The 26,601-nt window shown below is 43.6% G+C and carries 26 protein-coding genes; 19 read left to right on the top strand and 7 right to left on the bottom strand.

The features are described from left to right. Nucleotides 1–124 precede the first annotated feature (124 nt). The 4 genes from BI182_RS00950 (at nucleotide 125) to ftsH (ending at nucleotide 5,340) form a co-directional block, all read left to right on the top strand. Nucleotides 125–934, top strand: a complete 810-nt coding sequence (locus BI182_RS00950; RefSeq protein WP_286804884.1) for a hypothetical protein — start codon at nucleotides 125–127, stop codon at nucleotides 932–934. 171 nt (nucleotides 935–1,105) lie between these two features. Next, complete coding sequence (locus BI182_RS00945) at nucleotides 1,106–2,662, top strand: ABC-F family ATP-binding cassette domain-containing protein (protein ID WP_070372124.1); 1,557 nt, start codon at nucleotides 1,106–1,108, stop codon at nucleotides 2,660–2,662. Between the two features lie 95 nt (nucleotides 2,663–2,757). Beyond that, nucleotides 2,758–3,330: a TetR/AcrR family transcriptional regulator gene (locus tag BI182_RS00940; RefSeq protein ID WP_070372123.1), complete on the top strand. Its 573-nt coding sequence runs from the start codon at nucleotides 2,758–2,760 to the stop codon at nucleotides 3,328–3,330. A gap of 195 nt (nucleotides 3,331–3,525) precedes the next feature. Then, complete coding sequence (gene ftsH, locus BI182_RS00935) at nucleotides 3,526–5,340, top strand: ATP-dependent zinc metalloprotease FtsH (RefSeq protein WP_286804879.1); 1,815 nt, start codon at nucleotides 3,526–3,528, stop codon at nucleotides 5,338–5,340. 219 nt (nucleotides 5,341–5,559) lie between these two features. Here ftsH and rsmH read toward each other — a convergent pair whose 3' ends face one another. Together rsmH and BI182_RS00925 are read right to left on the bottom strand one after the other, a co-directional pair. Continuing rightward, nucleotides 5,560–6,609 (bottom strand): 16S rRNA (cytosine(1402)-N(4))-methyltransferase RsmH, encoded by a 1,050-nt coding sequence (gene rsmH / locus BI182_RS00930; protein WP_286804877.1) that lies wholly within the window; start codon nucleotides 6,607–6,609, stop codon nucleotides 5,560–5,562. A gap of 18 nt (nucleotides 6,610–6,627) precedes the next feature. Then, complete coding sequence (locus tag BI182_RS00925; protein WP_286804875.1) at nucleotides 6,628–7,002, bottom strand: hypothetical protein; 375 nt, start codon at nucleotides 7,000–7,002, stop codon at nucleotides 6,628–6,630. A 306-nt stretch (nucleotides 7,003–7,308) separates the two neighbouring features. On the opposite strand from BI182_RS00925, the gene BI182_RS00920 reads away from it, so the two are divergent. Then, nucleotides 7,309–9,258, top strand: a complete 1,950-nt coding sequence (locus BI182_RS00920; RefSeq protein ID WP_070372119.1) for an oxidoreductase — start codon at nucleotides 7,309–7,311, stop codon at nucleotides 9,256–9,258. Between the two features lie 242 nt (nucleotides 9,259–9,500). After that, entirely contained in the window at nucleotides 9,501–10,247 is a 747-nt protein-coding gene (locus tag BI182_RS00915) for a thymidylate synthase (protein ID WP_228878733.1), read from the top strand. A gap of 88 nt (nucleotides 10,248–10,335) precedes the next feature. Here BI182_RS00915 and BI182_RS00910 read toward each other — a convergent pair whose 3' ends face one another. After that, a complete protein-coding gene (locus BI182_RS00910; protein WP_187389271.1) occupies nucleotides 10,336–10,935 on the bottom strand; it encodes a TetR/AcrR family transcriptional regulator in 600 nt (199 codons plus the stop codon). A 158-nt stretch (nucleotides 10,936–11,093) separates the two neighbouring features. On the opposite strand from BI182_RS00910, the gene BI182_RS00905 reads away from it, so the two are divergent. From BI182_RS00905 to BI182_RS00890, 4 genes are all read left to right on the top strand, one after another. Next, nucleotides 11,094–11,825 (top strand): ABC transporter ATP-binding protein, encoded by a 732-nt coding sequence (locus BI182_RS00905; RefSeq protein ID WP_286804869.1) that lies wholly within the window; start codon nucleotides 11,094–11,096, stop codon nucleotides 11,823–11,825. Continuing rightward, nucleotides 11,819–12,829: an ABC transporter permease gene (locus BI182_RS00900; RefSeq protein WP_070372114.1), complete on the top strand. Its 1,011-nt coding sequence runs from the start codon at nucleotides 11,819–11,821 to the stop codon at nucleotides 12,827–12,829. The genes BI182_RS00905 and BI182_RS00900 overlap by 7 nt, the downstream gene beginning before the upstream one ends. Before the next feature lie 159 nt (nucleotides 12,830–12,988). Beyond that, nucleotides 12,989–13,246 carry a hypothetical protein gene (locus BI182_RS00895; RefSeq protein ID WP_070372113.1) on the top strand — a complete coding sequence of 86 codons (258 nt, stop codon included), beginning with the start codon at nucleotides 12,989–12,991 and terminating at the stop codon, nucleotides 13,244–13,246. A 19-nt stretch (nucleotides 13,247–13,265) separates the two neighbouring features. After that, entirely contained in the window at nucleotides 13,266–14,027 is a 762-nt protein-coding gene (locus BI182_RS00890; protein ID WP_286804867.1) for an NAD(P)H-dependent oxidoreductase, read from the top strand. 44 nt (nucleotides 14,028–14,071) lie between these two features. Here BI182_RS00890 and BI182_RS00885 read toward each other — a convergent pair whose 3' ends face one another. The 3 genes from BI182_RS00885 to BI182_RS00875 form a co-directional block, all read right to left on the bottom strand. Further along, on the bottom strand, nucleotides 14,072–15,061 hold the full coding sequence (locus BI182_RS00885) for a 2-hydroxyacid dehydrogenase (protein ID WP_148637817.1): 990 nt from the start codon (nucleotides 15,059–15,061) through the stop codon (nucleotides 14,072–14,074). Nucleotides 15,062–15,130: 69 nt separating this feature from the next. After that, nucleotides 15,131–15,463 (bottom strand): hypothetical protein, encoded by a 333-nt coding sequence (locus BI182_RS00880; protein WP_070372109.1) that lies wholly within the window; start codon nucleotides 15,461–15,463, stop codon nucleotides 15,131–15,133. Nucleotides 15,464–15,732: 269 nt separating this feature from the next. After that, on the bottom strand, nucleotides 15,733–16,671 hold the full coding sequence (locus BI182_RS00875) for a CHAP domain-containing protein (RefSeq protein WP_070372108.1): 939 nt from the start codon (nucleotides 16,669–16,671) through the stop codon (nucleotides 15,733–15,735). A gap of 801 nt (nucleotides 16,672–17,472) precedes the next feature. On the opposite strand from BI182_RS00875, the gene rsmA reads away from it, so the two are divergent. Genes rsmA through BI182_RS00860 form a run of 3 tightly spaced genes read left to right on the top strand, consistent with a single transcriptional unit; the run spans nucleotide 17,473 to nucleotide 20,229 of the window. Next, nucleotides 17,473–18,366, top strand: coding sequence for a 16S rRNA (adenine(1518)-N(6)/adenine(1519)-N(6))-dimethyltransferase RsmA (rsmA, locus tag BI182_RS00870; protein WP_070372107.1), 894 nt, complete (start codon nucleotides 17,473–17,475; stop codon nucleotides 18,364–18,366). 19 nt (nucleotides 18,367–18,385) lie between these two features. After that, nucleotides 18,386–19,432 carry an ABC transporter ATP-binding protein gene (locus BI182_RS00865; RefSeq protein WP_070372106.1) on the top strand — a complete coding sequence of 349 codons (1,047 nt, stop codon included), beginning with the start codon at nucleotides 18,386–18,388 and terminating at the stop codon, nucleotides 19,430–19,432. Continuing rightward, entirely contained in the window at nucleotides 19,429–20,229 is an 801-nt protein-coding gene (locus BI182_RS00860) for a hypothetical protein (RefSeq protein WP_070372105.1), read from the top strand. Before BI182_RS00865 ends, BI182_RS00860 begins: the two co-directional genes overlap by 4 nt. 118 nt (nucleotides 20,230–20,347) lie before the next feature. On the opposite strand, the gene BI182_RS00855 is transcribed toward BI182_RS00860, so the two are convergent. Beyond that, a complete protein-coding gene (locus BI182_RS00855) occupies nucleotides 20,348–21,241 on the bottom strand; it encodes a fumarylacetoacetate hydrolase family protein (protein WP_070372104.1) in 894 nt (297 codons plus the stop codon). A 385-nt stretch (nucleotides 21,242–21,626) separates the two neighbouring features. Between BI182_RS00855 and pyrB the strand changes: the two genes are divergently transcribed. From pyrB to BI182_RS00825, 6 genes are read left to right on the top strand one after another with little or no spacing between them, the layout of a single operon-like run. After that, nucleotides 21,627–22,553 (top strand): aspartate carbamoyltransferase, encoded by a 927-nt coding sequence (gene pyrB / locus BI182_RS00850; RefSeq protein WP_148637819.1) that lies wholly within the window; start codon nucleotides 21,627–21,629, stop codon nucleotides 22,551–22,553. Continuing rightward, nucleotides 22,550–22,984 (top strand): aspartate carbamoyltransferase regulatory subunit, encoded by a 435-nt coding sequence (locus BI182_RS00845; protein WP_070372102.1) that lies wholly within the window; start codon nucleotides 22,550–22,552, stop codon nucleotides 22,982–22,984. Before pyrB ends, BI182_RS00845 begins: the two co-directional genes overlap by 4 nt. Before the next feature lie 13 nt (nucleotides 22,985–22,997). Beyond that, entirely contained in the window at nucleotides 22,998–24,170 is a 1,173-nt protein-coding gene (locus tag BI182_RS00840; RefSeq protein ID WP_070372101.1) for a dihydroorotase, read from the top strand. After that, complete coding sequence (gene pyrF / locus BI182_RS00835) at nucleotides 24,145–25,005, top strand: orotidine-5'-phosphate decarboxylase (protein ID WP_084633717.1); 861 nt, start codon at nucleotides 24,145–24,147, stop codon at nucleotides 25,003–25,005. The genes BI182_RS00840 and pyrF overlap by 26 nt, the downstream gene beginning before the upstream one ends. Next, the gene (locus tag BI182_RS00830; RefSeq protein WP_286804860.1) at nucleotides 24,996–25,697 is read left to right on the top strand and encodes a dihydroorotate dehydrogenase electron transfer subunit; all 702 of its coding nucleotides are present in this window, start codon (nucleotides 24,996–24,998) and stop codon (nucleotides 25,695–25,697) included. Before pyrF ends, BI182_RS00830 begins: the two co-directional genes overlap by 10 nt. Next, nucleotides 25,690–26,595: a dihydroorotate dehydrogenase gene (locus tag BI182_RS00825; protein WP_286804858.1), complete on the top strand. Its 906-nt coding sequence runs from the start codon at nucleotides 25,690–25,692 to the stop codon at nucleotides 26,593–26,595. Before BI182_RS00830 ends, BI182_RS00825 begins: the two co-directional genes overlap by 8 nt. The last annotated feature ends 6 nt before the right edge of the window (nucleotides 26,596–26,601 follow it).

The following is a 26,601-nucleotide window of genomic DNA, read 5'->3' as shown; positions in this document are numbered from 1 at the left end:
GGGCAAGCAAAAGTGGCAAAGGCCATAGAGCCTGAACGAAGTGAAGGCCAGCGTCTTGAGGCGCCGGCCGGTAACAGAGGCTTATAGCCTCAGAGCAAACCACCCGTTAGACGGGTGGTGCTGATTGATCCGATCGATTGGAACGGCAGTGGCCCCGGCGATTATGGTCGGTTTTATTGCCCATGCCGGGTTGTCGGTGCAGTCAAACGTCATGAATCTATTGCCAACGGAGGTGAGCGTACCAACCTTACCCTATGCTCAGGAGCTAACAGATGAATTTAATCAGCTAAAAAGCAACGAAAATATTGGTGATCAGCTGGCGACTGTAAGCTTGCCGGATTTAACGGCCAAGCAAACGATTGAAATCAATATGAATGAAAACAGTGGTAACGATATTCCTGAGGAGCTGGTGGCCCTGATGAAGGAGTCGGACGTCACCACCATTACCGAAAACAGCAAAACCTTTGCAGCCCGGATGTTTGCAATTATGATGCCGGACACCATTGCTGAGATTAATACCGGCATCGACAATGGAATCAATGGATTAAACACCGGGATCACCCAACTGGATGGAAGCATTGCGGCCTTATCAGCACAACAATATTCGGCTCAGGCAAATCAGGCTCAGATGGGAATAGCCATTGATGCGATGGCGGATGTAAAAAACCAGTTAACGACCATGGTAAATCAGATGACAATCATGAAGAACGCCGTGCCGGAAGCCTTTGAAAGTTCTAAGAATGATTATCTGGCAGCGATTGACAGCAAAAAAACGGAGCTTGAAAATGAGTTTCAGAAAACCCTCAATTATGGCTTCAAACAGGTGTACTGGACCGTTGCCATTGCTTCGGTGCTGGCATTGATGCTACTGGGATTTTATCAAAAAAAGTCGATGCCTGAGGAAGTTCAATGGGAATCCGTTGTTGAACTTTAAAATTTTTCAGAAAATATTTTAGAGATGAGAACAATATTTTCAACTATGGAATAATAAAGACGATTATGTTATACTTATAAAGTTAGAATCTAAGGATAAATATCAACACTTCCTGATCGCAACACACATCTGGAAGTGTTTTTAATTGCGAAAAAAAGAAATGGAGAATGAATGAGTATTTTAAATGTCGAGAATCTTTCTCATGGATTTGGCGACCGGGCGATTTTTAATCAGGTCTCGTTCCGGTTGTTAAAGGGAGAGCACATCGGTTTGATTGGGCCAAACGGCGAAGGCAAGTCAACCTTCATGAATATTGTTACGAATCGGCTGATGCCGGATGAGGGCAAGGTGGAATGGGCCAAAAATGTCCGGATTGGATACCTCGATCAACATGCCGTGTTACAGCCTGGGATGACCGTTCGGGATGTGTTGACCTCAGCCTTTGATTTTCTGCTGGAGATTGAAAGCCGGATCGGTTTGCTTTATGAAAAAATGGCGGAAGACAGCCCCGAAGAAGTGGAAAAAAGTCTGGAAGAGGTGGGCGATCTTCAGGACTTACTGGAATTTCATGACTTTTATCTGGTTGATTCCAAGGTGGAAGAAGTGGGAAATGCTCTGGGTCTTAACGATATTGGCATGGACAAGGATATCACTGAGCTCAGTGGCGGTCAGCGTACTAAGGTACTGTTAGGTAAGCTGTTGCTGGAAAAACCGGATATTCTGTTATTGGATGAGCCGACAAATTACCTCGATGAACAGCACATTGAATGGTTAAAGCGTTATCTTAATGAGTATGAAAATGCCTTTATTCTGATTTCTCACGATCTGCCCTTCGTTGATTCAGTTATTAATCTGATTTATCATATGGATAATCAGAAGCTGACCCGCTATGTAGGAAATTATGCCAAATTCCAGGAAGTACTGGAAGCAAAAAAAGCCCAGGAACAGGCCGCTTACAATAAACAGCAAAATGAAATTGCTGAGCTTAAAGATTTTGTCGCTCGAAACAAAGCCCGGGTGGCCACCCGGAACATGGCCATGTCACGTCAGAAAAAACTGGATAAGATGGATATCATTGAGCTGGCCTCGGAAAAGCCAAAACCCCGCTTCCATTTTAAAGAAGCCGGAGCTACTGGCCGCCGGGTGTTTGAAACTGAAGATCTGGTTATCGGTTATGATGAACCACTGTCCAAGCCTCTGAATCTGGTGATGGAGCGGAAACAGAAAATCGTCTTAAAGGGTACTAACGGCATCGGTAAAACGACGCTGTTAAAAAGCATTCTGGGCTTGATTCCTCCAGTTGCCGGAACCGTTGAACAGGGTGAAAAACTGAAAATTGGCTATTTTGAACAGGAAATGGATCAGGACATCCGCACCAGCTGCATTGAAGAGGTCTGGAACGAGTTTCCGTCGCTGAATCAGAACGAAGTGCGTTCAGCCCTGGCCCAATGTGGTCTGACCCGTAAGCATATCGAAAGCATGGTCAAGGTCTTAAGTGGTGGCGAACAGGCCAAGGTTCGCCTCTGTAAACTGATTAACCGGGAAACCAATATCCTGGTATTGGATGAGCCCACCAATCATCTTGATGCCGATGCCAAGGCCGAGTTGCAGCGGGCACTAGCAGCTTATAACGGCGGGATTCTGATGGTTTGTCATGAACCGGAATTCTATCAGAGCTTTGTCAATGAAGTCTGGGATTGTTCCCAGTGGACCACCAAAACAATTTAATTTAAAAGAAAATTAATTTTTTAAATCTCTGTGTAATAAGATTGACAATAGCCGAATGGTCATTTACTATTAAAACAGTCTGGAGGAGGTGGCACTTGCGAAAAAGAGATGATGAAAAAGAGAAAAGCATTAAGGAGGCGGTCGTAAAACTCACGTTAGAGGAGGGGTTTCATGGGACGTCGATTTCGAAAATTGCCAAGGCAGCCGGAGTTTCACCAGCGACGGTCTATACTTATTTTGACAGCAAGGAAATAATGCTTCAGGTGATTTACCGGGAATATGCCGAAGAAATCTGTCGCTTTGTCTTAAGTCGGGTTCATTATGGAATGAGCAATCATCAACTCATTGAAGGACTAATTGGAAGCTATTATGCCTATATTGAGGCCAATCAGGAAATTTTCAGTTTTGTTGACCAGTTTTCCAATTCACCATCATTAGTGGGGAGTTGTTCAGAAATCGATGGTTACACAAAAATTAAGCAGTTGGTTGCCGACTTGAAGCATCGGGAAATTATAAAAGATTATCACCATGAAAATATTTTGGCGATGATTGTCCAGCCAGTCAAGGCGATTGCAGCAAATAATAATATAACCAGAACGGAACGATCCGAACTGTTACAGGAAATGATCGAAATGATCAAGAGTACCTTATTAGTAAACGAAAAATAAAAAAGAAGCGTGATTGTTAACAATACTACAATAACAATTGCGCTATTTCTTAAAAATTAATTAAATGATCAATCATTTAAAAATAAAGAAAGCAGGTCAAACGAAAGTGAAGTTTCAGGGAAATACGAAAAATGATCGCATCAGTTCAATCGTCAAAAGGTCGTTGCTGATGATCCGATTAATGGAGGCTGAACGTTGAAATATCTTAAAAAGCAAGGCATATTTTTGATTGTTTTTACGATTATTGCTGGATTAATTGTCTTTAGCACCATGAAAAATGAACCCCAAAGCATGAGTTATTCAAAGCTGTTGACAGAAATTCAAGCGGGAAATGTCAGCAGTATTGTATTAGAAGGGGAGATGGCTAAAGTTCAGCTCAATGCAGCTGTGGATGAAAACAGCGGCACCACTGCGTATGAGGTCGTTGTTCCACCGGACATCACTTCAGCTTCCGAACGATTTACCCAGGCATTGGATGCACAACTGATCCAGTCATTTAGTATTTCAAAGCCAATGGAAATTCCCTGGTGGTTTTCAGCCGTGACAACCATTGGCTTGGTGCTCCTGATGGTAATCTGGTTCGGGGTAAATCAGCGGCAGCAAGGTGGCATGGGTGGCAATCGGGTGACGGCAATGGGCAAGAGTCGGGCTAAATTGCTGGAGGATGATCATAAAAACGTCAATTTTACCTGTGTTGCTGGCGCTGATGAGGTCAAGGAAGAACTGGAAGAAATTGTTGAATTTCTTAAGGCTCCGGAACGATTTGTCGATCTGGGGGCCAGAATTCCTAAAGGTGTTCTGCTAATCGGACCGCCGGGTACCGGTAAAACGCTTTTGGCAAAAGCCATATCTGGTGAAGCCAAGGTACCATTTTTTAGTATTAGTGGATCAGACTTTGTCGAAATTTATGTCGGCGTTGGGGCATCCCGGGTTCGTGATTTGTTTGCACAGGCAAAAAAACATGCACCCTGTATTGTCTTCATAGACGAAATTGATGCAGTTGGCAGGCAGCGTGGGGCTAACGTCGGTGGCGGAAATGATGAGCGTGAGCAGACCTTAAATCAGTTGCTGGTCGAAATGGATGGTTTTGGCATCAACGAAGGGGTGATTATCCTGGCGGCTACCAACCGACCGGATGTACTTGATCCGGCGCTTTTGCGACCCGGCCGATTTGATCGGCGGGTAACAGTTGGCTTACCGGATATTAACGGCAGAGAACAGATTCTCAATGTCCATGCTAAAGGTAAACCGCTGGCAGAAGATGTGAAGTTGGGTGAAGTGGCCAGACTGACTCCGGGCTTTACCGGTGCTGATCTGGAAAACCTGCTCAATGAAGCGGCCTTGTTAACTGCCAGAGGTCACCAAAAAAAGATTGGCAATGAGGCCATTAAGGAAGCGGCTTTCAAGGTGATGATGGGGCCGGAAAAGAAAAGCCATGTGATGAGTGACCGTGACAAAAAAGTAACGGCTTATCACGAGGCAGGGCATGCCATTGCCATCAAGCTGGTTTCTTCAAGTCGAAATGTTGATCGGGTTACAATTATTCCATCGGGAATGGCTGGTGGCTATACCGCCAGCAGACCAACGGAAGATCAGAGCTATCACACCAAGTCGCAACTGCTCGAGGAAATTATCATCGCTTTAGGTGGTCGTGCTGCGGAAGAAATTGTTCTGAATGAGATCAGCACCGGTGCGTCTAATGATTTGAAACGGGTGAATCAGATTGCGCGGAATATGATAACCAAATATGGGATGAGTGAAAAGCTGACCAATATGATTTTTGAAAATGATGGGGCCTATGATGGCCAGGATTATGGCTTCAAAAATTGCAGCAATGAGATAGCCAGCATTATTGACACTGAAGTCAAAGAGATTATTGATCACGCTTATCAGCGAACCCTGATGCTGCTTAATGAAAATATTACCAAGCTAAACCGGCTGGGTGAAGTGCTTCTTGAGAAAGAAAAAGTTGATGGTCCGGAATTTGAGTCGATTTTCCAGGCGGCCTAGATAAAATTATGCGTCGAAAGACCTTGTCTGACAGTTGTGTCCGGCAGGGTCTTGTTATTTTTGCAGTAATTTAAGCCAAAACAGCTCATTAAGACGGTTTAGCGTTATGCCGAAAAAATTAAATTTTACTTATCCCACAACTTAAAACCCCAGTTATAATCTGAAGCGTGATTATAACTGGGGTAAATTTTTTTAAACAAACCAGGCCAGATTCATAAACTACGCTTTAATAGCCCACCGCAATTTTGCTGAACGGGCGCGGCTATTGGTATTGCACTCTACAGCAGATGGTCGAATTGGACCGGGAGCGACTTCACGATAGATCCCTTCACGAAAAAGACGTTGAAAGGATTTTTTAACGAGGCGATCTTCGCCGGAATGAAAAGCAAGAATGGCCACCCGTCCACCTGGTACCAGCACCGAAGGAAGTTTTTCTAAAAATTCATATAATACTTCATATTCATCATTAACATCAATCCGTAAGGCTTGAAAGCAGCGTTGACAGGACTTTTTTATGGCATCTTTGCTGTTACTACCGGGAATGAACTTCACGGCATCTTTGATAATTTCCTGGAGTTGAGTTGTTGTTCTGATGTCGATGCCTTTGTTCCGTTGGGAAATAACAGCTTGTGCGATTGCTGCGGCATTGGGTTCGTCAGCGTTTTCAATAAACATACCTTCCAGTTCATATTCAGAAATGGTTTTTAGTCGATCGGCGGCAGAAATACCTTTTTCAGGATTCAGGCGTAGATCCAGCGGCCCTTCGAACTTAAATGAAAAGCCTCGTTCCGGATTGTCAATTTGCATCGATGAAACCCCTAAATCGGCCAAAACAAAATCCATGGGCCCCGATTCTAAAGCAATTTGATCAATACCGGAGAAATTCATTTGCCGGACGGTTAGAAGCTCGGAACCGTAACCCAGGTCTTCCAGACGCTTTTGGGTGCGGGGCAATTCAATGGGATCCACATCCAGGGCATATAAATGTCCCTTACCACCTAAACATCTAAGCATTGCCTGGGTATGACCGCCAAAACCAAGGGTTGCATCCAATCCCGTTTGACCGGGAGTAATTTGTAGGAAATCCAATATTTCATCAACACAAATGGAGCGATGCATTCCAGCCGGGGTGCTGCCCTTTTGCATTACTTTTTCGATTGTATCTGCGTATTTCTCGGGCTGCAGCTCTTTATACTTATCTCTATATGCTTTTGGGTGTGTACCTTTATAGCGCGGTCGTCGCTGATGTTTCGGTTCTTGACTATCCATGGAGTACTCCTAAAATCATTAATTTAAAAACTTTGATCGTGTAAACGGTGGCTCCAACGAATATACGTTTTCTTCATCGTCGGGAGTCTGAGGGATTTCTGGTCGGATATGATACAGTTTCCGAATCAGGTCGTTATAAACCCATTCCAGATTATCCAGAGCTTCCAACAGGGTTAGCGTATCGGCGATGATCTCCGTTGCCTCGCAATATTCCGGGACTTTTGAAAGTTGATCATATTCTTTTTTACTGATGCCGCCACTTACTTTAATTGTTTGAGATTCAGCTTTTTGGGCGGCATACATTTTAATTCCTTTTGCAAAGCTCTCTTGAGAAAGACCGTCGAGGTCTTTACAGAGTTTACGGATTTTTTCTAGCATTTGTTCTGGGATCATAAGGCGCCTCGTTTCGTTTTTTTAATGATACCCATCTTTACAGTAAACGTCAAGGATAAAACGTTGTGATTTTGGCGCAGATCCGAGCAAAGTTGATTTATTTGGGTAGGAATGATCATATGGCTATTAAACTGATAGTTAACAGCTATCGATCGGCAACGTTTACACACAATTAAAATAAATATATCTTAAACATGTAAATATTTACATGATTTTATTGACATCAGCAAAAGATCATGTTAAAATTTTATCAAATTGACCGCTTATTGTTGACGGAACCAACGAAAAATTAAAGGAGAACTGACAATGCAACGAAAATATCCAAATCTTTGTAAACCAATTAAAATTGGTAATGTAACTTTCAGAAACAGAATGTTTGGCGCACCCATGGGAGGCACTGATATAACTGCCGATTGTACCATTGGACCTAAATCAAAAGCTTTTTATGAACTGCGGGCTAAAGGTGGTGCTGCCACCGTCACAGTCAGCGAATGCGTGGTACATCCTGAAACCGAAGGATCCCATATGTATCATCTTGATCTGCAAACGGTTGATTCACTGGCCAGCTTTACTTATACAGCTGACGCAATCCGCCGTCATGGGGCCATTCCCAGTGTCGAATTATCTCATTCTGGACAGTACGCTGGCACCTATCTGACTGACAAGGATAAAAAAGGCGGTATGGCCCAATGGGGACCCAGCGCTGGAACCCGTCCGGATGGGAAACCGGTTAAAGAACTGACCCAGGAACTGATTGATGATATTGTTGCCGCTTACGGACGGGTGGCCGGATTGGCTAAACGGGCCGGATTTGAAATGATCATGGTTCACGGTGGTCACGGCTGGTTACTGAACCAGTTTCTGTCACCATTTTTCAATCATCGTACCGATAAATATGGCGGCCCGCTGGAAAACCGGGCCCGTTTGGCTCTCGAAGTGCTGGACAGTGTCCGTGCAGCAGTTGGGCCCGGTTTCCCGATCGAATTCCGTATGAGTGGCTCAGAATTCTTTGAAGGTGGCTACACCCTGGAAGATGGGGTGGAAATTGCCAAGATGGTCGAATCAAAGGTTGATTTACTGCACATAACCGCTGGCACCTATCAAACCGGCTTTGGCCTGACCCATCCATCCATGTTCGAGCCACATGGCCGAAATGTTTATCTGGCGGCTGAAATCAAGAAACATGTCTCGGTTCCGGTAGCAACCCTGGGAGGACTGAATGACCCTGCAATGATGGAAGAAATTATTGCCTCTGGTCAGGCTGATATCGTTGAAATGGCTCGGGCACTGCTGGCAGATCCCTTCCTGCCAAGAAAAGTTATGAGCAATCAGGATGCTGATATTATTAAATGTCTCCGATGCTTCACCTGTATGGCGGAACGGGCCGTGACATCAACTCGACGTTGTACGGTTAATCCTCTAATTGGTCGGGAAATGGATGGGACTGAAATTATTCCCACCGCCAATCCGGTAAAAGTATTGGTCGCCGGTGGTGGACCAGCCGGACTGGAAGCAGCGCTAACGGCAGCTAAACGTGGCCACCAGGTTATTCTTTGCGAGAAAGGCGATGCCTTGGGTGGAATCCTCAAAGGCGAACAGGCGATCCCATTCAAATATGAAATGTACGAACTGGGTGTTACCCTGGAAAAATTGGCCAGAGACGCTGGCGTTGAAATTCGTTTAAACACGCCGGTAAGCAAAGACTATGTCGATCAGCAAAATGTTGATGCTCTGATAGTCGCTGTGGGTTCGGAACCGATCGTGCCAGCTATTCCCGGTCTGGATGGCGATAATGTGATTATCGTTAACGACTACTATAAGAAAAAAGATCAGGTTGGCGAGTCCGTGGTTGTTTTAGGTGGTGGTCTGGCTGGTTGTGAAGCGGCGATCCATTTTGCCCGGGAAGGTAAACCGGTTCATCTGGTGGAAATGCGTTCAGAACTGGCACCGGATGCTAATCTTCGTCATCGTCCGCTGATGATGAACGAAATCGAAAAATGCGGCATTACCGTTCATACCGAATTAAAAGGGCTAAAAGTTACTGATCAGGGTGTTGTCTGTGAAGATCTTGCTGGTAAGGAAGTACTGGTTCCCGGAACAACCGTGATCTGTGCGCTGGGCCAAAAACCGCTCCGCAATCTTGCCGAAAGCCTGGTTGACTGTGCCCCCTATGTTATTGAAATTGGTGATTGCGTTAAGGCCTCCACCATCACAACGGCTATTTATCAGGGATACCACGCTGCTTTGGATATCTAAGCTGGATTGGCATCGAAAAACTAAAAAAGATACCAAATTCAAATAAAAAGAAGTTGAGACTGCTTTTAAAAAAACCGCCATTTGGCGGTTTTTTACATTTCGCGTACTTTGTTTTACACTGATGAAATTTGCACTTAAATATGGTATGATCATTTTAGCGACAGTTTAATAAAATTATTTTAACAGAAAGGAACTCGTGTCAGCAGTTTAAATCTTTACTGATTAGCTGATGCGATGTGAAAATGATGGTTACTTACATTCACGAAACCGAACTGCATAAGGGCATTGAGGCGGCAATGAAGGCTTTAAATCAAGCTGATGTCGTCATTGGGAAGAATCAGGATCGGGAAGACAGTTTAAAAGAAATTCACCTACTGATGGATATCGACAGCGTCCAGGATATAAAAATTACCATGGCGATGCCAACTGGGCTGGAAACCCTGGTGGACTACGTCCTGGAAATAGTTGAAGGCACCAAAGATTTTGAAAAGGACATGTATGGTTATACCTATCATGATCTGTTTTCCCAAAACATTGACTTTGTGATCAATAAACTAAAAGAAGATCCGGGAACCAGACAGGCGACGCTGCATGTCGCCAACCAGGAGGCCGCCAGACTCAATCATCCGCCCTGTCTGCAGCTGATTCATTATACTGTTAAGGACGGCAAATTAAATACCGATGTGGTATTTAGAAGTAATGATGGGGTTAAGGCCGTCGCTATGAATATTTTTGCTCTGATTGAACTCTCAAGAATGATTGCCCGAGAAGCCGGGATCAACGAACTGGGTTCCTATACCCATCATGCCTTGAGTTTTCATGCCTACAGCCGGGATTGGAAAGCCCTGGAAGGTTACTGTAAATCTTTTGATGACCGTGATTGTACCATCGATTATGAAGATTATCTGGAAGCCTATGACGACTATGCGGACGAATGCCGAGAAAAAAGTATTGAACTGAAAGTAGCTCAGGCGAAAAAGAATCATTAGTACAGTTGAAAAATATATTAAAGCAAAAGCTCTTAATGAGTCGATGACTCGTTAAGAGCTTTAAATAATTAAAAGGAGTTGGGTTTATTCAACGCCGGTATTTTGATAGCTCGCATTGAACGCCGTTGGTCGTCACGGCCAGAAGCAATTCCAGAAATTGTTCCGTTGGCAGGTCTTTGTCATTGGCATACCATTTGGCAATCATACTGAGCATGGCCGCACTCTGGTATTCCATTAAATAGCTTACCTCCAGCAGTTCATGTGGGGATAGTTTTTTGTACATTGACAGCACTGTCGGAGTGAGTTTCTTTAAGACTTTTTGCCTGAAGTGGGGATCGCCGTTTTCTCCCAGTAAAACCGGAAGATAGGTTTTGTTTTTTTCAAAAAATTCAAGAATTGATTTCAGAATGGCTTTTTTACGATGATCACGAAATAGATTGCCATAAAAAAGGTTCTTAATCACAATGCTTCTAAAATCCTCAACCGTAATGGTCTGTTCTTCAATTTCTTCTAAAATTTCATAGACATCGTTAAAATACACATAAAAAGTTGAGCGATTGTAGCCCGCAATTTCACAAATTTCCTTGACAGTAATCTTTTCAATGTTCTTTTGGCAATATAACAGCCAAAAGGAATCGATCAGGTTCTGGCGGGTCACTGTAGCAGTTGCTGATAAAGTCGTATTCATATTGGTTACCTCATTGTCGTAATCAGTCTTCCTGATTATATCCGAAGCCACTGGGATTAACAAGAAAATCCAACAGGTTACGGAACTCTGTTGGTTGAAATAAACAGGAATCGGGATTAAAATGAGAATTATCAAATACAATAAAGAGGGAATTAAAAATGGAAATAATCGTCTGTGAAGTGAGTAAATCATTTAAACAACAGCAGGTTCTCAATCAGATCAGTTTGACAATTGAGGCGGGCCGGATCTTCTGTCTGCTGGGTGCATCCGGTTCAGGCAAGACCACCTTGTTACGCATCATGATGGGGGCTATCCCCGCTGATGGCGGGAGCGTAACAATCGGCGGCATTGCCGTACCAAATCGCCAACTGTTGGCGCTGATCGGCTATATGCCGCAAAATGAAGCATTATATGAAGAGTTGTCAGTCTGGGAAAATCTGAAATTTTTTTCGAGTTTGCAACGGCTAAACTGGAAAACATTTGCTGCCGAAGCCGAAGTACTGCTCCAGATTGTTGATATGGCAGCGTGTAAAAATAAGTTGGTGCGTGACTGCTCCGGCGGGATGAAAAAAAGAATCTCATTGGCAGTAGCGCTGATTCATAAACCCAAGCTCCTGTTACTGGATGAACCAACAGTGGGAGTTGACCCGGTGCTGCGGCGTAAAATATGGCTTTATCTCAAGCAGCTGCGAAATCAGGGCACGACCATTTTGGTGACCACCCATGTCATGGATGAGGTTTCTCAATGTGACGATGCCGCTTTGCTTCGTAATGGTCATATCATTGCGAAGGATACCGTTAAGAATTTGATCGATCAGACTCCCGATGGTAATATTGAAGAATTATTTTTTATGGATAAGCATCCTGAAAAGGAGGTCATATCATGTTAAGCATTATTAAACGGATCCTTGGTCAGATGAAAAATGATAAGCGATCATTGGGACTACTCTTATTTGCACCACTGCTGATTCTAACCCTGCTATTTTTTATTCTCGGAGATTCAAATTATATACCGCAAATTGCTGTATACGATATGAATGAAAAATTTGTTGCTGAGCTTGAGAACCATGCCACAGTTATTTTAGAAACCGAAAAACCAGAGGCTGCAGATTATCTGGAGGCCAATGATGTCGATGCGTTGATCTGGGCTGACAGTGCGGGGACACACATTGAATTGCTGGAGAAAAATTCCAAATCCGTTGCTGCTCTGGAAGCCATTCAGGATACCACTCAAGCCTTGCAACCAACGCAAAATGAGTTGATTGTTGACTATGTATATGAAACAGCTGGGGATAATCAACTGGATTCGCTTTCCTATGTTTTTTTGGGCGTGATTTCATTTTTCTTTGTCTTTATTCTTTCGGGAATGTCATTTGTCCGGGAGCGGTTTGGGCAGACTTTGGAGCGGATGCTGATGACTCCGATCAGACGAGTCGATGTCATTGGGGGCTATACCCTGGGGTATGGTTTGCTGGCTGCAGTTCAAAGTGTGGTGATTATCCTGTACGCAGTGTATGTGCTGCAGCTTCAGGTGGAAGGATCGGTGGCGCTATGTACCTTTGTTATGATCCTAATGGCTTTTTCGGCAGTTTCGGTGGGGGCGTTGGTATCGATTTTTGCCAACAATGAATTACAATTGGTTCAATTTATTCCGGTAATCATCATTCCGCAGATCTTTTTCTCAGGGCTGATCCCGATTGACACCATTCCCTTTGGGCTGGGAAACCTGTGTTACCTGACGCCAATTTACTATGGTTGCACGGCCCTGGAAATGATTATGATTCAGGGTAAGGGGGTTGTCGAGATATGGCCCTGGTTAGCGGGCTCAGTCGTTTTTATTGGGGTGCTTTTTTTAGCAAATGTGACTGCGCTAAAGAAATATCGCCGACTCTAAATTGGTGACAAGCGTATCAAAGCTGAGTTTGATACGCTTTTTTTAATGGGAGAGTTCGATTTAGTTCACAACCATCCTGATTTTATGATATCATTCACGTGTAATAGTTTTAAATAGCATTATATAACAACCCAAAATAAAATCAGAAAGAAGAATAGTATGTTAAATCAGGAATACATTGAAGCACAAACGATTATGAATCAGGCCAAAAAAGAGCTGGAATCCATTTTTGACCAGGCTAAACCACAAACACCAGAAGACCAGGAAGCGCATCACAGTTTATTAAAGCTGATTGATCAATTAAAAAGCATGGATGCGTACTATAATCATTTAAAAACAGCAAAAATCGAAGCCTTGTCTCCAAATGAAAAACTGTTTGTCAATCTGATCAAGAAAAACAAAGAAAACTTAAAATAAGATTGGAAGTGAGATCAGCATGAAAGTTATTGCAATTATGGGAAGTCCCCACAAAGGGAAGGGTTTTGAGATTGTGCGGAAGATTGAGGCTGAGCTCTCTCGTTTGGATTCGGTTGAATTTTCATATGTTTTTTTAAAGGACGCAGATTTAAAACTCTGTCGGGGTTGTTTTGCCTGCATTGGCAAAGGGGAGCAGCTATGTCCCCTTAAGGATGATAAAAACAGCATTGAAGCAGAAATATTAAGTGCCGACGGTGTCATTCTCAGTACCCCGGGTTATGCCATGAATGTCAGTGCGCTGATGAAAAATTTTATTGATCGTTTTGCCCACAGTTTGCATCGACCGAAGTTTTTTAATCAATCCCTGATGCTGGTTGCAAATGGCGGCTCTGGTTTGTCCAAGGTTAATGCATCCATGGGGATGACCTTGGGCGGCAGCAACAAGGTTTGCGAATTAAAAATCACCACCACCCCATGGGAAACCACAAAATCTTATGAGGAGCGGGTACAAAACGATATTGAAAAAGCTGCTGATCGTCTCTATCGATCGATGAAGAATAAAAAGCTTGCTTCACCATCGCTGGGGAACCTGATCTGGTTCCGGATGTTTAAAAAAATGGCCAGTCTTTCTGAGCAGAACCTGCCAGCAGATTACGAATATTATCGAACAAAAACCAATTATTTTTATCCAACTCGAGTGAATCCCATGAAAAACGGTGTGGCAGGGATTATCGCCAATATGGGGGTGGCCACCATGAAAAAGCAGGTCGAATTTAAATAGACATAAAACCCCAGAAAACTGGGGTTTTATTGATTTTAGGGGATTTATAAACCATTAACACAATTTATCGGGGCAGCATCGTTTGAAACAGCTAGAATATTCGCCCAGACCGTTTTATGCATTTTTTCAAAAGCCGGTTTAGTGGTTCCGCCAATATGTGGGCTAAATAGCAGTTTATAATGACAGCTTTCCGGCAGATTAAGCAGTGGGTTATCCAACATTACCGGTTCCGGGTACAGGGTATCAAGACCAGCCCCGGCGATCTGCCCAGCTGCTAATGCAGCAACCAGATCTTCTTGAACGACCAGCTCGCCCCGGGCTGTGTTGATAAGTAGGGTGGTCGGTTTCATCAGAGACAGCAGGTCTGCATTGATCAGACCAGTGGTTTCTGGAGTTACCGGCAAATGGAGACTGATAATATCGCACTGCTTGCAGAGTTCTTCCAGCGGCAGATAGCAAAGGCCTAATTCGTTCTCAACCGTGCTTTTTCGGGAACGATTGAAATAACTGAGCTGCGCACCAAATGGCTGTAACCGTTTGGCTGTTTCAAGGGCAATGGAACCCATACCGACCAGTCCCACATGACAGGAACCCAGTTCCGGAATACCATCGAGAATAAACGAACCTTTGGCCTGGATCTGCTGACCACTACGTACCAGCTGATCGCCTTCTAGAAGCCTTCGCTGCAGGCCTAATATTAGTAGAATCGTTTGCTCTGCCACCGCAGCAGAGTTGGCGGCGGTATTGTTACAGACATAGATACTTTTTTCTTTAGCGGCCAGGATGTCGATTTTATTATATCCCACACCTTCGGAATGGATAAGTTTGAGATTCGGCATGTTATCGATCAGGGTTTTGCTGACTTCCCGGACAGCATCCGCAAAAATAAAATCAGCATCACTGGCAACGTTTAGTATTGCATCATCGGTATTCAGGCTTTCACCGAAAACGAATTCCCAGTCTTTGGGGAGGACAGATAAATCAGAAAATTTTTCGACACGCTTTGTTGATGTCAGGATCAGAATCTTGGTCACAGGGATACCTCCGTTGGATAAATTATCTTCATTATATAATGACAGCGATTTAAGTACAACCAAGTTTGTTTAGATATATTTAAATTTTATGGCTTTCATTTGATTGTCAAAGTAGAAATCACCAGCAGCAGCAACTATTTCTGTCCAATCCAGATACTGGCTGTTTTGCTGAACCCAGGCATTCATTGTAGAAAGTGGAATCTGTTCAAAATCCTGCTGGGTGGCAACTAAAAATCCAGCTGATTGTAAGAAGTCATCAAGGCAGGAGAAAACGGTGTGTGTTTTCATAAATGCAGGCGTAAAATAATTTCTGATCAAATCAAGATCATCTTGAATACCAATCACCGAACCGTCATCATTAAGAAGATTTGAATGGCCAAATTGAGTTTCAAGGGTTTTCATATACGACCTCCTGGAATTTTAGTATGGTTGAATATTATCTTAATAGCTCTATCTTATATTGTTTTAACCAATGTGACAAGAAAAATTCCAATAATTAAAAAGATCACCGATCACGACAACGATTTCCCCTAAATGCGGCAGAAAAAATTTTGTATGATAGGGTGGTGAACCGCAAACGTCCCTGAAAAGTTGCTACCTAGATTGAAATCAAAAAGCCTTCCATTGACGTTTAAACGTCGATTGGAAGGCTTTTTGATGGATGTAATTAACTAGCTTTCAAGAGCAACTTTGCCCAGACTGGTAAAGGTATCGGCCTTCGTGATGGTGGTACCAGTCATCGTGTAGTGACCGGCATTATCGTAAGCATAAATATGGACATTGTAGTCACCAAGTTCAGTGTTGTGATCACTGTATGGAATAAAACAGCTGGCCACATTGCCGTCAACAGTTCCTTCATGCCAGATTAAATCATCCTGTCCGTTGTTTTCGGTCCAGACAGGAAAGTAGACCGATCCGATTCCGCTAAGGTCATCTGAAACCAGCGCAGTGACCTTGATTCCTTCATCCTGATAGTCAGTAACCAGTACATCTGACAAGGATGGGGGGGTTACGTCTGATGCGGCATCAATATAATCACCGATGTAGATATAACCCTGAAAGCCGCCGACCGAGGTGGCATCTTCAGCTCCAATTGTATAGGTGTAATTTTGAAAGTAGATGCCACTATAGGTGGATTCTGAGAGCGTAACCGTATCACCATTGATCGCCTCAACGATTGCCACATGTCCATCTGAACTGCCACCCCAACAGATTACAGCGCCAAGTTTTGGTGTGGAACCTGAGGGATAATAACCAGTGTTTTGATTATAAGCCCACCAGGAATTTGCATTGCCCATTGCTAAATTTGGCGTGGTTCCTAAAATTTCGTACGCTCGGCCAAAGGCATAGGCGGTACAGTTAGGTAGTCCATATCCACCTTGGGAATATGGATTGCTGGCAAAGAAATAGGTGTTATCAGCACCTGGTGCAGTAGTTCTGGCTGTGAATAAGCTGGGCAGAGCTGCCGAGGTTTCAGTTGTTTCCACAGCCTGAGCGATTTCTGTTAAATCGAGCTCGGCTTCTTCAGCCATTACAGTTCCTGGTAATAGGCCCAGGCATAATGCCAAGGCAAGACTTACGCAAGTATTTTTTATTGAGTTTTTTTTCATTTGACCTCCAATGTCAAAACATGATGGTGTCACGGTGTTGTGTGTGACTGAAATGCATCATTGATAGTTGCAAATTATTTACAAATTGGCAAAGCGTATAATACATGATGGTTTGATATTTAGCAAGGGTCTGATAAAAACCATTTAAGAAATCTTTGGAGTCAGCTCAGATAAATAAAAGTAAGACGAGAATAAATGGCTTTAAATACAGGGATTTTCATGACAATGAGCAGTTCGAAGTAAATTGACATTGAAATTAACTGCAAATACGATTAATTTTAATTTAAGTTAAAATGAAATAGCTTCCTAAAAAGTAAAATTAAGGTCTGAGAATGAGTCGTGATTGCGTTTTCTTTTTTATGCAAATGCCATTTTTTTCCGGGCCAACAGAAATAAAAAACGATAGTTTTCAGAAAAGTTGCCGCTTAGATAGCCTAAAATGGGGTGAAGAAGCATCTCCGGCAATAAAGTAAAACAAATGGGTTGACTACGTTTAGAAGCCCAAAAGTAAGTAGATGTGAATATGAAATTTACATAGCGCCTTTTGATTCAATAAAAATTTCTTGATAATGCGAATTCAGCAGCTTAATTCAATAGAAACAGCATATCACGTATCTGCCTATTTAGAAAATTCTGGCCGCTCTGATAAAAGATTCAAAATAACAGGGAGGGAGAGTTTTAATTCGAAACCGAGATAAGGTCTTCCCGCGGGATTAAATAAAGTGTATAATAGTTAAGTTATAGATGGAACATTAAAGATTCACATATAAGCCTAAATAGTTGCAAAATGGAAGGATATGAATGGAAAAATTAACATCACCACGGGTCATCGAAGCACTGTTAAAAAAGTATGATCTTCACTTCAATAAACGATTTGGACAGAATTTTTTAATTGATGAGAATATTGTTCAAAAAATTGTTAAAGCCGGAGACGTGAGCGAAAGGGACTTGGTGCTGGAAATCGGACCGGGGATTGGCACCATGACGCAGGCTCTCAGTGATCATGCTGGCAAGGTTATTTCAGTAGAAATCGATAAAAAACTGATACCGGTTCTTCATGAAACCCTGAATGACTGTGACAATGTTGAGATTGTCCAGGGTGACATCTTAAAAACCAACGTCCGGGAGATTCTGGGAGATCAACTTGTCACAATGCCGCTTAAGATTGTGGCAAACTTACCCTATTATATTACTACCCCCATCATTATGGGGTTTCTGGAATCGGATCTGCCGATTGAAAGCATGACTTTCTTAATTCAAAAAGAGGTGGGCGAGCGTCTATGTGGCGTTCCAGGGACCAAAGCTTACGGATCACTGAGTATCGTGGCACAATTTTATGCGGATATTTCGATTGATTTCGAAGTGCCAGCGCATGTATTTATTCCCAAGCCTAAGGTTGACTCGATTGTAGTCACCCTAAAAAAACTGACGGTGCCCAAAATAGCACTGGAAAACAAGGAATTGTTTTTGTCAGTTGTGAAAGCCAGTTTTCTAAATCGACGAAAAACGCTGATCAATGGGCTGACCATGAACACCCCATTTGATAAAGCGGTTTTAATGGAGGTTCTGGAGGTGTGTAATATTGCACCGGGAATCCGCGGAGAAACCCTCACCGGATCAGATTTTGGCCGAATCGCCAATGAATTGAACAGCCGGATCAGCCAATCAGTTGAATCCGAAGCAATGAACGAATAAGGTTTTTAAGGAGAAAAAAATGATTGAATTAAAGGACGTAACCCTTAAATATTCAAGCACGAAAGGTATTTTCAACTTAAATTTTAGCGTTGAAAAAGGCCAGGTTTTCGGATACGTTGGACCAAACGATGCCGGGAAAACGACCACCATTCGGATGCTGATGGGACTGATCAGGGCTGGACGTGGTAGCGCCACCATCGATGGATTAAATTGCTTTTCCAGAGCATCTGCGATTCAAAAAAATACCGGATATGTGCCCGAAGATGTCGCTCTTTTTGAAAACATGCGGGTCAAAGAGTATTTGAACTTCGTTACTCAAATGCGGGGGATTTTTGGTCAGAAGAATACCAGACTCAGAGATATGCTGATTGAACGCTTTGAGGTTGAAACCCGGGGAAAAATCGAAAATATGTCAAGTGGCATGAAAAAAAGACTGACCATTGTCACAGCTTTGATGCATGATCCCCAAACGCTGGTATTGGACGAACCCACCAGTGGATTGGATCCCCTGATGCAGTCCCGGTTTCTCGATCTTATTTTGGAGGAGAAACGGCGGGGTAAAACGGTACTGTTATCAACGCATAAGTTTGAGGAAGTGGAAAGAACCTGTGATCGTGTCGGGGTGCTAAGAGAAGGCCGTCTCGTGGAAAATATGGATATTGTCAGTCTTCGAGCCGAAGAAACCAAGGCCTATCTGGTTAAATTTGCGGCTCCCCCGAATCTGGAACAGATAAAAAAATATGGTTTCGGCTATCAGCAGTTTTCGCAGAGCGATTATGAGATCTTCTCACCGGGTGATCGGATTGATGTACTGATGAAAGTTTTATCCCATGAAAAAGTATTAGTGTTTAATTCGAAAAATCAATCGTTGGAAGAAATTTTCCAACAGCATTATAAAAAAGAAATAAAACAGACGGAATTTAAAAATGAAGAAAACAACACCCAGGAAAACGAAGGTAAAATAAAAAGAAGCGAAAGAAAGCCGAAATTAATGCCTAAAAAAACGGAGAAGAATAGAACCCTGCCGGATCCGGAAGAAACAGTAAGAGAGGTGAAAAAAGCATGAGTATTCCATTGTTTCTGAAGAATATTAAAAATAATACTTTGCTGTTGCTGGTTTTTGCAGCGTTGATGTCTATTTATTTAGCGGTTATTATCTATATCTATGATCCTAATGGGATTGGCGCAATGGTCGATATGATGTCGATCCTGCCGACCAAACTGGTTAATGCCCTGGGTTTTGGCACCATTGACAGCGGACTGACCGGATTTATTGCCAGCTTGTTTTACGGTTTTCTGATTTATCTGTTTCCGATGGTATATTGCATCATTCTGGCCAATCGTCTGGTGGCCAAGTGGGTCTATGAAGGCTCATTTACCAGCCTGCTGTGCACCCCCAATAGTCGTATAAAAATCATTGTAACCCAGGGAATTTATCTGCTGGCGTCGATTGGGGTTTTGTTTACGATTCTCTTTTTGGTTGGGTACGGCATGAGTGAACATTTTTTTCCGGGAATGCTGGATGTTAAAGTGTTTTTAAAACTGAATTTAGGGGCTTGCCTGATGACAATGACCATCGGGATGTTTTGCTTTTTCTTTTCCTGTTTGTTCAACAGTACCAAACCAGCACTATTTTTTGGAGCCCTGATTCCAGTCGGCTTCTTTATCTTGAATACCCTCAGCAAGTTATCTGAACGAACTGCTTTTTTAGGAAAGTTTTCGCTGTATAATGCCTTTGATGGTTTGGCCATTGTCACAGGGCAGAGCAGTATCAGTTTAATCAGTGGTGGTTTTGCAGTCTTTATTGGATTATTGTTTGCGGCGGCGGTTGGGGTATTCAGTCTGAAACGGTTGCCAGTTTAAACGCTCATCATCGTGATGCAGATCGGATTTTGCGTTATTGGACTAAATCGTAATATTTTAACGTTAAAAAAGCCAGAATGGTCTTGGGTTAGATCCCAAGATAATTCTGGCTTTTTGATTATTCGATGGTATTTCGTAGGACTCCGATTTTTTCAATTTCCGCTTCAATCTGATCCCCGTGTTTTAGGAATTGTGGCGGATCCAGGGCAAAGCCTACCCCGGCAGGGGTTCCGGTGAGAATAATATCGCCTGGTAATAGGGTCATCCCCTGAGATAGATCACTGATAATGGATGGAATGTCAAAAATCATCCGACCAGTTTTAGAGTGTTGCCGAACTTCACCGTTGACTCGACAGGTGATATCCAGATCAAAGGGAATTCTTAAATCGTTTTTGTGCAGAATCCGAGGACCCAAGGGACAAAAAGTGTCAAGAGATTTACCCTTGTACCATTGAGAATGCTTTTTTTGGAGATCCCGGGCGGTTATATCGTTGGCAATGGTGTAGCCAAAAATATAATCTTCAGCGTCTTCTTTGGGAATATCGGCACCTTCTTTGCCAATCACAATGGCCAGCTCCACTTCATAGTCGATCTGCTTGGTGGCCTTGGCATGGGAAAGAATTACCGTATCTGGTCCAGTAACTGAGGTGGGCAGTTTGGAAAAATAGATCGGATTTTCTGGGACGTCGCCCATGGTGGGGATATTCTTGATTTCCTTGGCGTGATCCGCATAGTTTTTCCCCAGACAGAAAATATTTCTTGGGGGTTTGGGAATCGGCGCCAACAGCTTGACCAGATCCAGATTGATACCCAGGTTCTGATGTTCAGCCATGACTTGTTTGATGTCGGCCAGCAATTCATCGGTTGCCAGAGGAATAAAATCGATCAGACGTTCGGGAAATTTGAGACCCATTAGTTTACCGATGGTTGTAATTGGTAAAACCCTGGTTTCATCGGCGGTCAAAATGCCACCTTCGCTAAATGCGTTATATTGATAAGTTACGAAATACATAAAAATCCCTCCCTTTAAATAATATAAGTATTGAAAATTACAAAACTGATCTTAATACTGGTGTCATTTTTGCAATTATTTATGTTAACATCATACCATTATCTGCTTCGAAATTCCAGTCAAATCATTCAGCATGATCCTGTCGATCTTTAAGCTCAAATATTATCTTAAGATAACGGTTTCTTTTAATCAAAGTCCATTGACAATTAGGTCTAATTAAATTATGATTATTATAATTAAGTATGCGAGCTTTAGTAAGCGAGGCATAAAGGTGCAAAAGGAACGATACATTTAATGAGGGAAGATGCCTGTTAGAAAGTATGCCGCTATTTTATAAAGCGGCTTGTTTTTTGCCCATAATTGTGTTTATGATAGGAGGAACATTATGTTAAAAGGAAGACATTTAATCGAGCCTGGAGACTTTCAACTAAATGAAATTGAATCGATTATGCAGCTGGCTGATAATATTATTGCAGACCCCGAGGGTTATTCTTTGGTTTGCAAGGGAAAATTATTGGCCAGCCTTTTTTATGAGCCTTCCACACGGACACGGTTCAGTTTTGAAGCTGCCATGCTTCGTTTAGGGGGAGAAATCATCGGGTTTGATGATCCCAATAACTCCTCGGTGTCCAAGGGGGAAAGTCTGGGTGATACGATCCGGACCATCGAGTGCTATTCGGATATCGCTGTGATCCGGCATCCCCGAGAGGGAACCGCCCGGCTGGTTTCCAAATTTGCCAACGAAATGCCGATTATCAATGCCGGGGACGGCGGTCATGAGCACCCCACCCAGACTCTGACTGATCTGCTGACGATTCGAAAATTCAAAGGCGGTTGCAACAACCATGTGGTGGGCGTATGCGGCGATTTACTTTTTGGTCGAACCATCCATTCGCTGGTTAAAACTCTGAGCCGTTATCAGGGCATCCGGTTTGTATTTATATCGCCCACTGAGCTAAAAATGCCAGCCCATATTCTTAATCAACTGGATCCACAAACCTATAAGGAAACGACCAGTCTGGATGAGGTCATTGGTGAATTGGATATTCTTTATATGTCCCGGGTTCAACGGGAGCGGTTTGTCAGTGAGGAAGAGTATCTGCGATTGAAAAACTATTATATTCTGGATAAAAAGAAAATGAAGGGCGCCAAACCGGATATGATTGTCATGCATCCTTTGCCGCGGGTTAATGAAATCGCCACCGAGGTGGACGAGGATCCCCGGGCAGTTTATTTTGCCCAGGCTAAATATGGGATGTATGTTCGGATGGCTCTGATTGCCAAACTTCTGGGAGTGGAGGATAAAAAATGATCAACGTATCGAAATTGAAAAAGGGTATCATCATCGACCACATTGAAGCGGGACATGGTTTTGAAATTTACAAGGAACTCCATCTCAATGATATTGACGATGTGGTGGTGTTACTTAAGAACATTCCCAGTAAAAAAATGAAACAGAAAGATTTAATTAAAATTGAAACCGATTTGCAGATTGATATGACCGTTCTGGGTCTGATTGATCCCAATGTGACCATTAACTTTGTCAAGAATGGTGAGTTGTACAAAAAAATAAGCTTGACCCTACCAACAGTTGTTAATGGCATTATGACCTGCAAAAATCCCCGTTGTATTACCCAATATGAGGATGTGAAGGATATTAAATTCTTTTTGGTCAATGAAGAGAAAAAACAATACCGCTGTGAGTACTGCGACGCCTACACCACTTTTATTGACGAAGAATAACAAAGGAGGAACGATGAAAACCTTAATCAAGAACGTTGAAATGGTAGATGCCGAGGGAAGACGGTTTGGCAAGGTATTAATTGAAGACGGAAAAATAAAAAAAGTCTATAAAGAAAAAGGGAATGTCAAGTCTGAATATGATCAGGAAATCGATGGTCAGGGTTATTTGTTGATGCCAGGATTTATTGATATGCACTGTCATTTGCGGGATCCGGGCTTTGAATATAAAGAAACCATGGAAACTGGGATGCAGGCGGCGCTGAAAGGCGGCTTTACGACACTGGTGGCAATGGCAAATACCAAGCCCTGCATGGATGAGGCGGCACTTGTTAAAGCCAATCTGGATAAGGCCAAAAATTTGCACCTTTGCAACCTGATTCAGGTGGCGGCACTGACTAAAGAGTTTAATGATTCGAATCTAGTCGAGGTTCAATCCTTGCGGCCGCTGACCAATGTCTTTTCCAACGACGGGGTTTCAATTGTGAATCCAGACATTATGGTAGCAGGGCTAAAGGCTTCAACCGCACATGATTTTATTCTTTTAACCCATTGCCAGCCAGAAACTGAACTGGTGCAGCGCGATGTAGACCTACTGGAAGAAATCGGCGGTCATCTGCATATCTGCCATATCAGCAAAAAAGATACTCTGGATCTGATTGTGGAAGCTAAAGCAAAGGGCCTTGATATCACCTGCGAAGTAACTCCCCATCACATCTTTGCCTCGGCGATGGACTACAAGGTCAATCCGCCGTTCCGGACTTATCCCGACCGCCGCGCCTTAATCGAAGGGATTAAAGCTGGCATCATTGATATGTGTGGCACCGATCATGCCCCCCATTCTGAAGCTGACAAACAAAAAGGGGCTCCGGGAATCAATAACTTCGAAATGGCTTTTGCCATGTATTATACGGTTTTTGAACAGAATGGCATCAGCCTGGAAAAGCTCAGCGAGATGCTTAGCGACGCTCCGGCTAAACGCCTGGGCATAAAGGCGGGACTCATCAAAGAACGATATCCGGCGGATCTGGTTCTGGTGGATCCAAACTGGGAAGGGAAAATCAATCCCAAAGAATTCGTTTCAAAAAGTAAAAACAATCCCTTTGGCGGCGAGACCCTAAAAGGAAAAGTAATGATGACCATGGTGAAGGGAGAAATTAAATATGATAATAATGGACCGGCTCTATAATGAAGCTGTAAAAAAAGGACCGATTTGCGTAGGTCTGGATACAACCTTGAAATTTTTACCAAAATACCTGCTTGATAAGGACTGGTCTGATGGTGAGAAAATAACCGAATTCAATAAAAAAATTATCGATGCCACCGAGGATCTGGCAGCTGCCTACAAGGTGCAAATTGCCTGCTATGAGTCACTGGGACTGGACGGCATGAAAGCCTATAGCGAAACGGTTAAATATGCCCGGAGTAAAGGCATTGTCGTGATTGGTGATGTCAAGCGGGGCGACATTTCGTCCACTGGCGACCAGTATGCCAAGGGTCATTTCACAGGTGATTTCGAAGTCGATATCATGACCGTTAACGCTTATATGGGTGAAGATGCGGTATCACCTTACTATCAATATATTAAAGAAAACAACAAGGGTATTTTTATCCTGCAACGCACATCCAACCCGTCAGCGGTGGATCTCCAGAATCTGGAGGTTGGGGCTGACACCATTTACGAAATTATGGGCGATAAAATCGAAGGCTGGGGCAGTGCTTTCCGGGGTGAAAATGGCTTTTCGGCTATCGGATCGGTAGTCGGACTGACCCGTCCGGATGAATTCGAAGCGATTCGGGCCCGTTGCCCCCATACCTTCTTTTTAGTGCCAGGTTACGGTGCCCAGGGCGGAACTGGCGAAGATATCGCAAATATTCTCAAAAAATCCCGGTGTGCGGTGGTTAACTCATCCCGGGGACTGATCACCGGTCATCAAAAGGCTGGCTGTGAAGATGAGGGCTTTGCTGAGCATATCCGAAAGGCCACTCTGGCAATGCAGGAGGATATTCTTAAATGGCTGTAATCCTAAGTAATTCTCTTGTGTCAGCAGGGATTTTTAAAATGACTGTGGCGTTTACCGGCGACGTTAAGCCAGGTCAATTCTTTATGCTGCGTGCCTGGGACAAAGACCCGCTACTGTCCCGACCGATCAGTGTTCACAATTACGAAGCCGGTCAACTCACCTTTTTATACCAGGTGGTGGGAAAAGGGACCGAAATTTTAGCGCGACTGCAGGCTGATGATGAGGTGACCATCCAGGGTCCCTACGGCAATGGTTTTCCGGAAATCACCGGTGACCTCTGCGTGGTTGGCGGCGGTATCGGAACAGCGCCGCTTTATTATTTGCTGCGACACTATCGTGACCAGAACCCCACCGGTAAGTGTCGGGTCTATTTGGGTTTTCGGGATCTCGACTACGGTGTTGAGGCTTTTGCCGCCCTAGCCGATGAAGTGGTGCTTGATGTCGGGGGCATTATCACTGACAAACTTTCGGTTATACCCAGCGAAACGGTGGTAACCTGCGGGCCGGAAATTATGATGGCCGCGGTGGCTAGTGCCGTACCGACTGAAAATACCGTCTACGTTTCGCTGGAAGCCCATATGGCCTGCGGGATCGGCGCCTGTCTGGGTTGCACCTGTGAAACTCGTTCCGGTAATAAAAAAGTCTGTAAAGATGGCCCGGTGTTTGTCCGTGAGGAGGTCTTTAATGTCTAATTATCTGGAAACAAAATTTAATGACATCCGCTTTAAAAACCCGGTGATTCCGGCTTCGGGAACCTTTGGTTTTGGCCGGGAGTATGAAGCCTTTTATGATCTGGCTAAACTGGGCGGCCTCTGCTCCAAGGGGCTGACCTTAGAACCAAAATCGGGAAATACTGGGATGCGACTCTGGGAAACACCGGCTGGGTTGATGAACAGCATCGGTCTGGAAAATCCGGGAATCGATGCCTTTATCGAAAATGAATGGCCCCATCTAAAAGCAATTGATACGGTAACGATTGTCAACGTCGGCGGTAAAGATGAAGAATCGTACCTCACCGCCATTGAGAAGCTGAACGCCATTGATGCCCAGCTGATTGAGCTCAATATTTCCTGTCCCAATGTTAAAGCGGGGGGCATGGCCTATGGGATCAAAGCTGAAACCGCCGGGGAGATCACCAGAAAAGTGGTGGAAATCTCCCGTCATCCGATTATGGTCAAACTGTCGCCCAATGGTGAAGCAGTCGCCGATATTGCCCGGGCCTGCGAGGATGCAGGGGCCCAGGGCATTTCACTGATCAATACGCTTCAAGGAATGGCCATTGATTACAGAAAAAAAGCGGTTGTTTTTGACAACCTCTATGCTGGCCTTTCCGGTCCGGCGGTAAAACCGATTGCTCTGCGGATGACCCATCAGGTATGTCAGGCGGTAAAAATACCGGTGATGGCCATGGGTGGCATCAGTGACTGGAAAGATGCCCTGGAATTTATTATGGCTGGGGCTACCTGTATTCAAATCGGTACCATCAACTTCAATAACCCGCTGGCGCCGCTTGAGATCATCGCTGGCTTGGAAGCCTATTGCATTAACGAAGGACTGACCAATATCGGCGAAGTCAGGGGAATTATTTAATTTAAA

The organism is Acetobacterium sp. MES1, from assembly GCF_002237635.1.
GTDB lineage: Bacteria > Bacillota > Clostridia > Eubacteriales > Eubacteriaceae > Acetobacterium > Acetobacterium wieringae.
Note: the sequence above shows the minus strand (reverse complement) of the source record. Positions and strands in the feature narration are given on the sequence as shown.

Bases quoted from the DNA above. Each gene is read 5' to 3' on its own strand.
- pyrB (WP_148637819.1), top strand. From the start codon at position 21,627: ATGTTAAAAGGAAGACATTTAATCGAGCCTGGAGACTTTCAACTAAAT.
- BI182_RS00825 (WP_286804858.1), top strand. From the start codon at position 25,690: ATGTCTAATTATCTGGAAACAAAATTTAATGACATCCGCTTTAAAAAC.
- rsmA (WP_070372107.1), top strand. From the start codon at position 17,473: ATGGAAAAATTAACATCACCACGGGTCATCGAAGCACTGTTAAAAAAG.
- BI182_RS00830 (WP_286804860.1), top strand. From the start codon at position 24,996: ATGGCTGTAATCCTAAGTAATTCTCTTGTGTCAGCAGGGATTTTTAAA.
- BI182_RS00920 (WP_070372119.1), top strand. From the start codon at position 7,309: ATGCAACGAAAATATCCAAATCTTTGTAAACCAATTAAAATTGGTAAT.
- BI182_RS00840 (WP_070372101.1), top strand. From the start codon at position 22,998: ATGAAAACCTTAATCAAGAACGTTGAAATGGTAGATGCCGAGGGAAGA.
- rsmH (WP_286804877.1), bottom strand. From the start codon at position 6,609: ATGGATAGTCAAGAACCGAAACATCAGCGACGACCGCGCTATAAAGGT.
- BI182_RS00875 (WP_070372108.1), bottom strand. From the start codon at position 16,671: ATGAAAAAAAACTCAATAAAAAATACTTGCGTAAGTCTTGCCTTGGCA.
- BI182_RS00905 (WP_286804869.1), top strand. From the start codon at position 11,094: ATGGAAATAATCGTCTGTGAAGTGAGTAAATCATTTAAACAACAGCAG.
- BI182_RS00945 (WP_070372124.1), top strand. From the start codon at position 1,106: ATGAGTATTTTAAATGTCGAGAATCTTTCTCATGGATTTGGCGACCGG.
- BI182_RS00880 (WP_070372109.1), bottom strand. From the start codon at position 15,463: ATGAAAACCCTTGAAACTCAATTTGGCCATTCAAATCTTCTTAATGAT.
- BI182_RS00925 (WP_286804875.1), bottom strand. From the start codon at position 7,002: ATGATCCCAGAACAAATGCTAGAAAAAATCCGTAAACTCTGTAAAGAC.
- BI182_RS00915 (WP_228878733.1), top strand. From the start codon at position 9,501: ATGATGGTTACTTACATTCACGAAACCGAACTGCATAAGGGCATTGAG.
- BI182_RS00900 (WP_070372114.1), top strand. From the start codon at position 11,819: ATGTTAAGCATTATTAAACGGATCCTTGGTCAGATGAAAAATGATAAG.
- BI182_RS00910 (WP_187389271.1), bottom strand. From the start codon at position 10,935: ATGAATACGACTTTATCAGCAACTGCTACAGTGACCCGCCAGAACCTG.
- pyrF (WP_084633717.1), top strand. From the start codon at position 24,145: ATGATAATAATGGACCGGCTCTATAATGAAGCTGTAAAAAAAGGACCG.
- BI182_RS00895 (WP_070372113.1), top strand. From the start codon at position 12,989: ATGTTAAATCAGGAATACATTGAAGCACAAACGATTATGAATCAGGCC.
- BI182_RS00860 (WP_070372105.1), top strand. From the start codon at position 19,429: ATGAGTATTCCATTGTTTCTGAAGAATATTAAAAATAATACTTTGCTG.
- BI182_RS00890 (WP_286804867.1), top strand. From the start codon at position 13,266: ATGAAAGTTATTGCAATTATGGGAAGTCCCCACAAAGGGAAGGGTTTT.
- BI182_RS00865 (WP_070372106.1), top strand. From the start codon at position 18,386: ATGATTGAATTAAAGGACGTAACCCTTAAATATTCAAGCACGAAAGGT.
- BI182_RS00855 (WP_070372104.1), bottom strand. From the start codon at position 21,241: ATGTATTTCGTAACTTATCAATATAACGCATTTAGCGAAGGTGGCATT.
- BI182_RS00845 (WP_070372102.1), top strand. From the start codon at position 22,550: ATGATCAACGTATCGAAATTGAAAAAGGGTATCATCATCGACCACATT.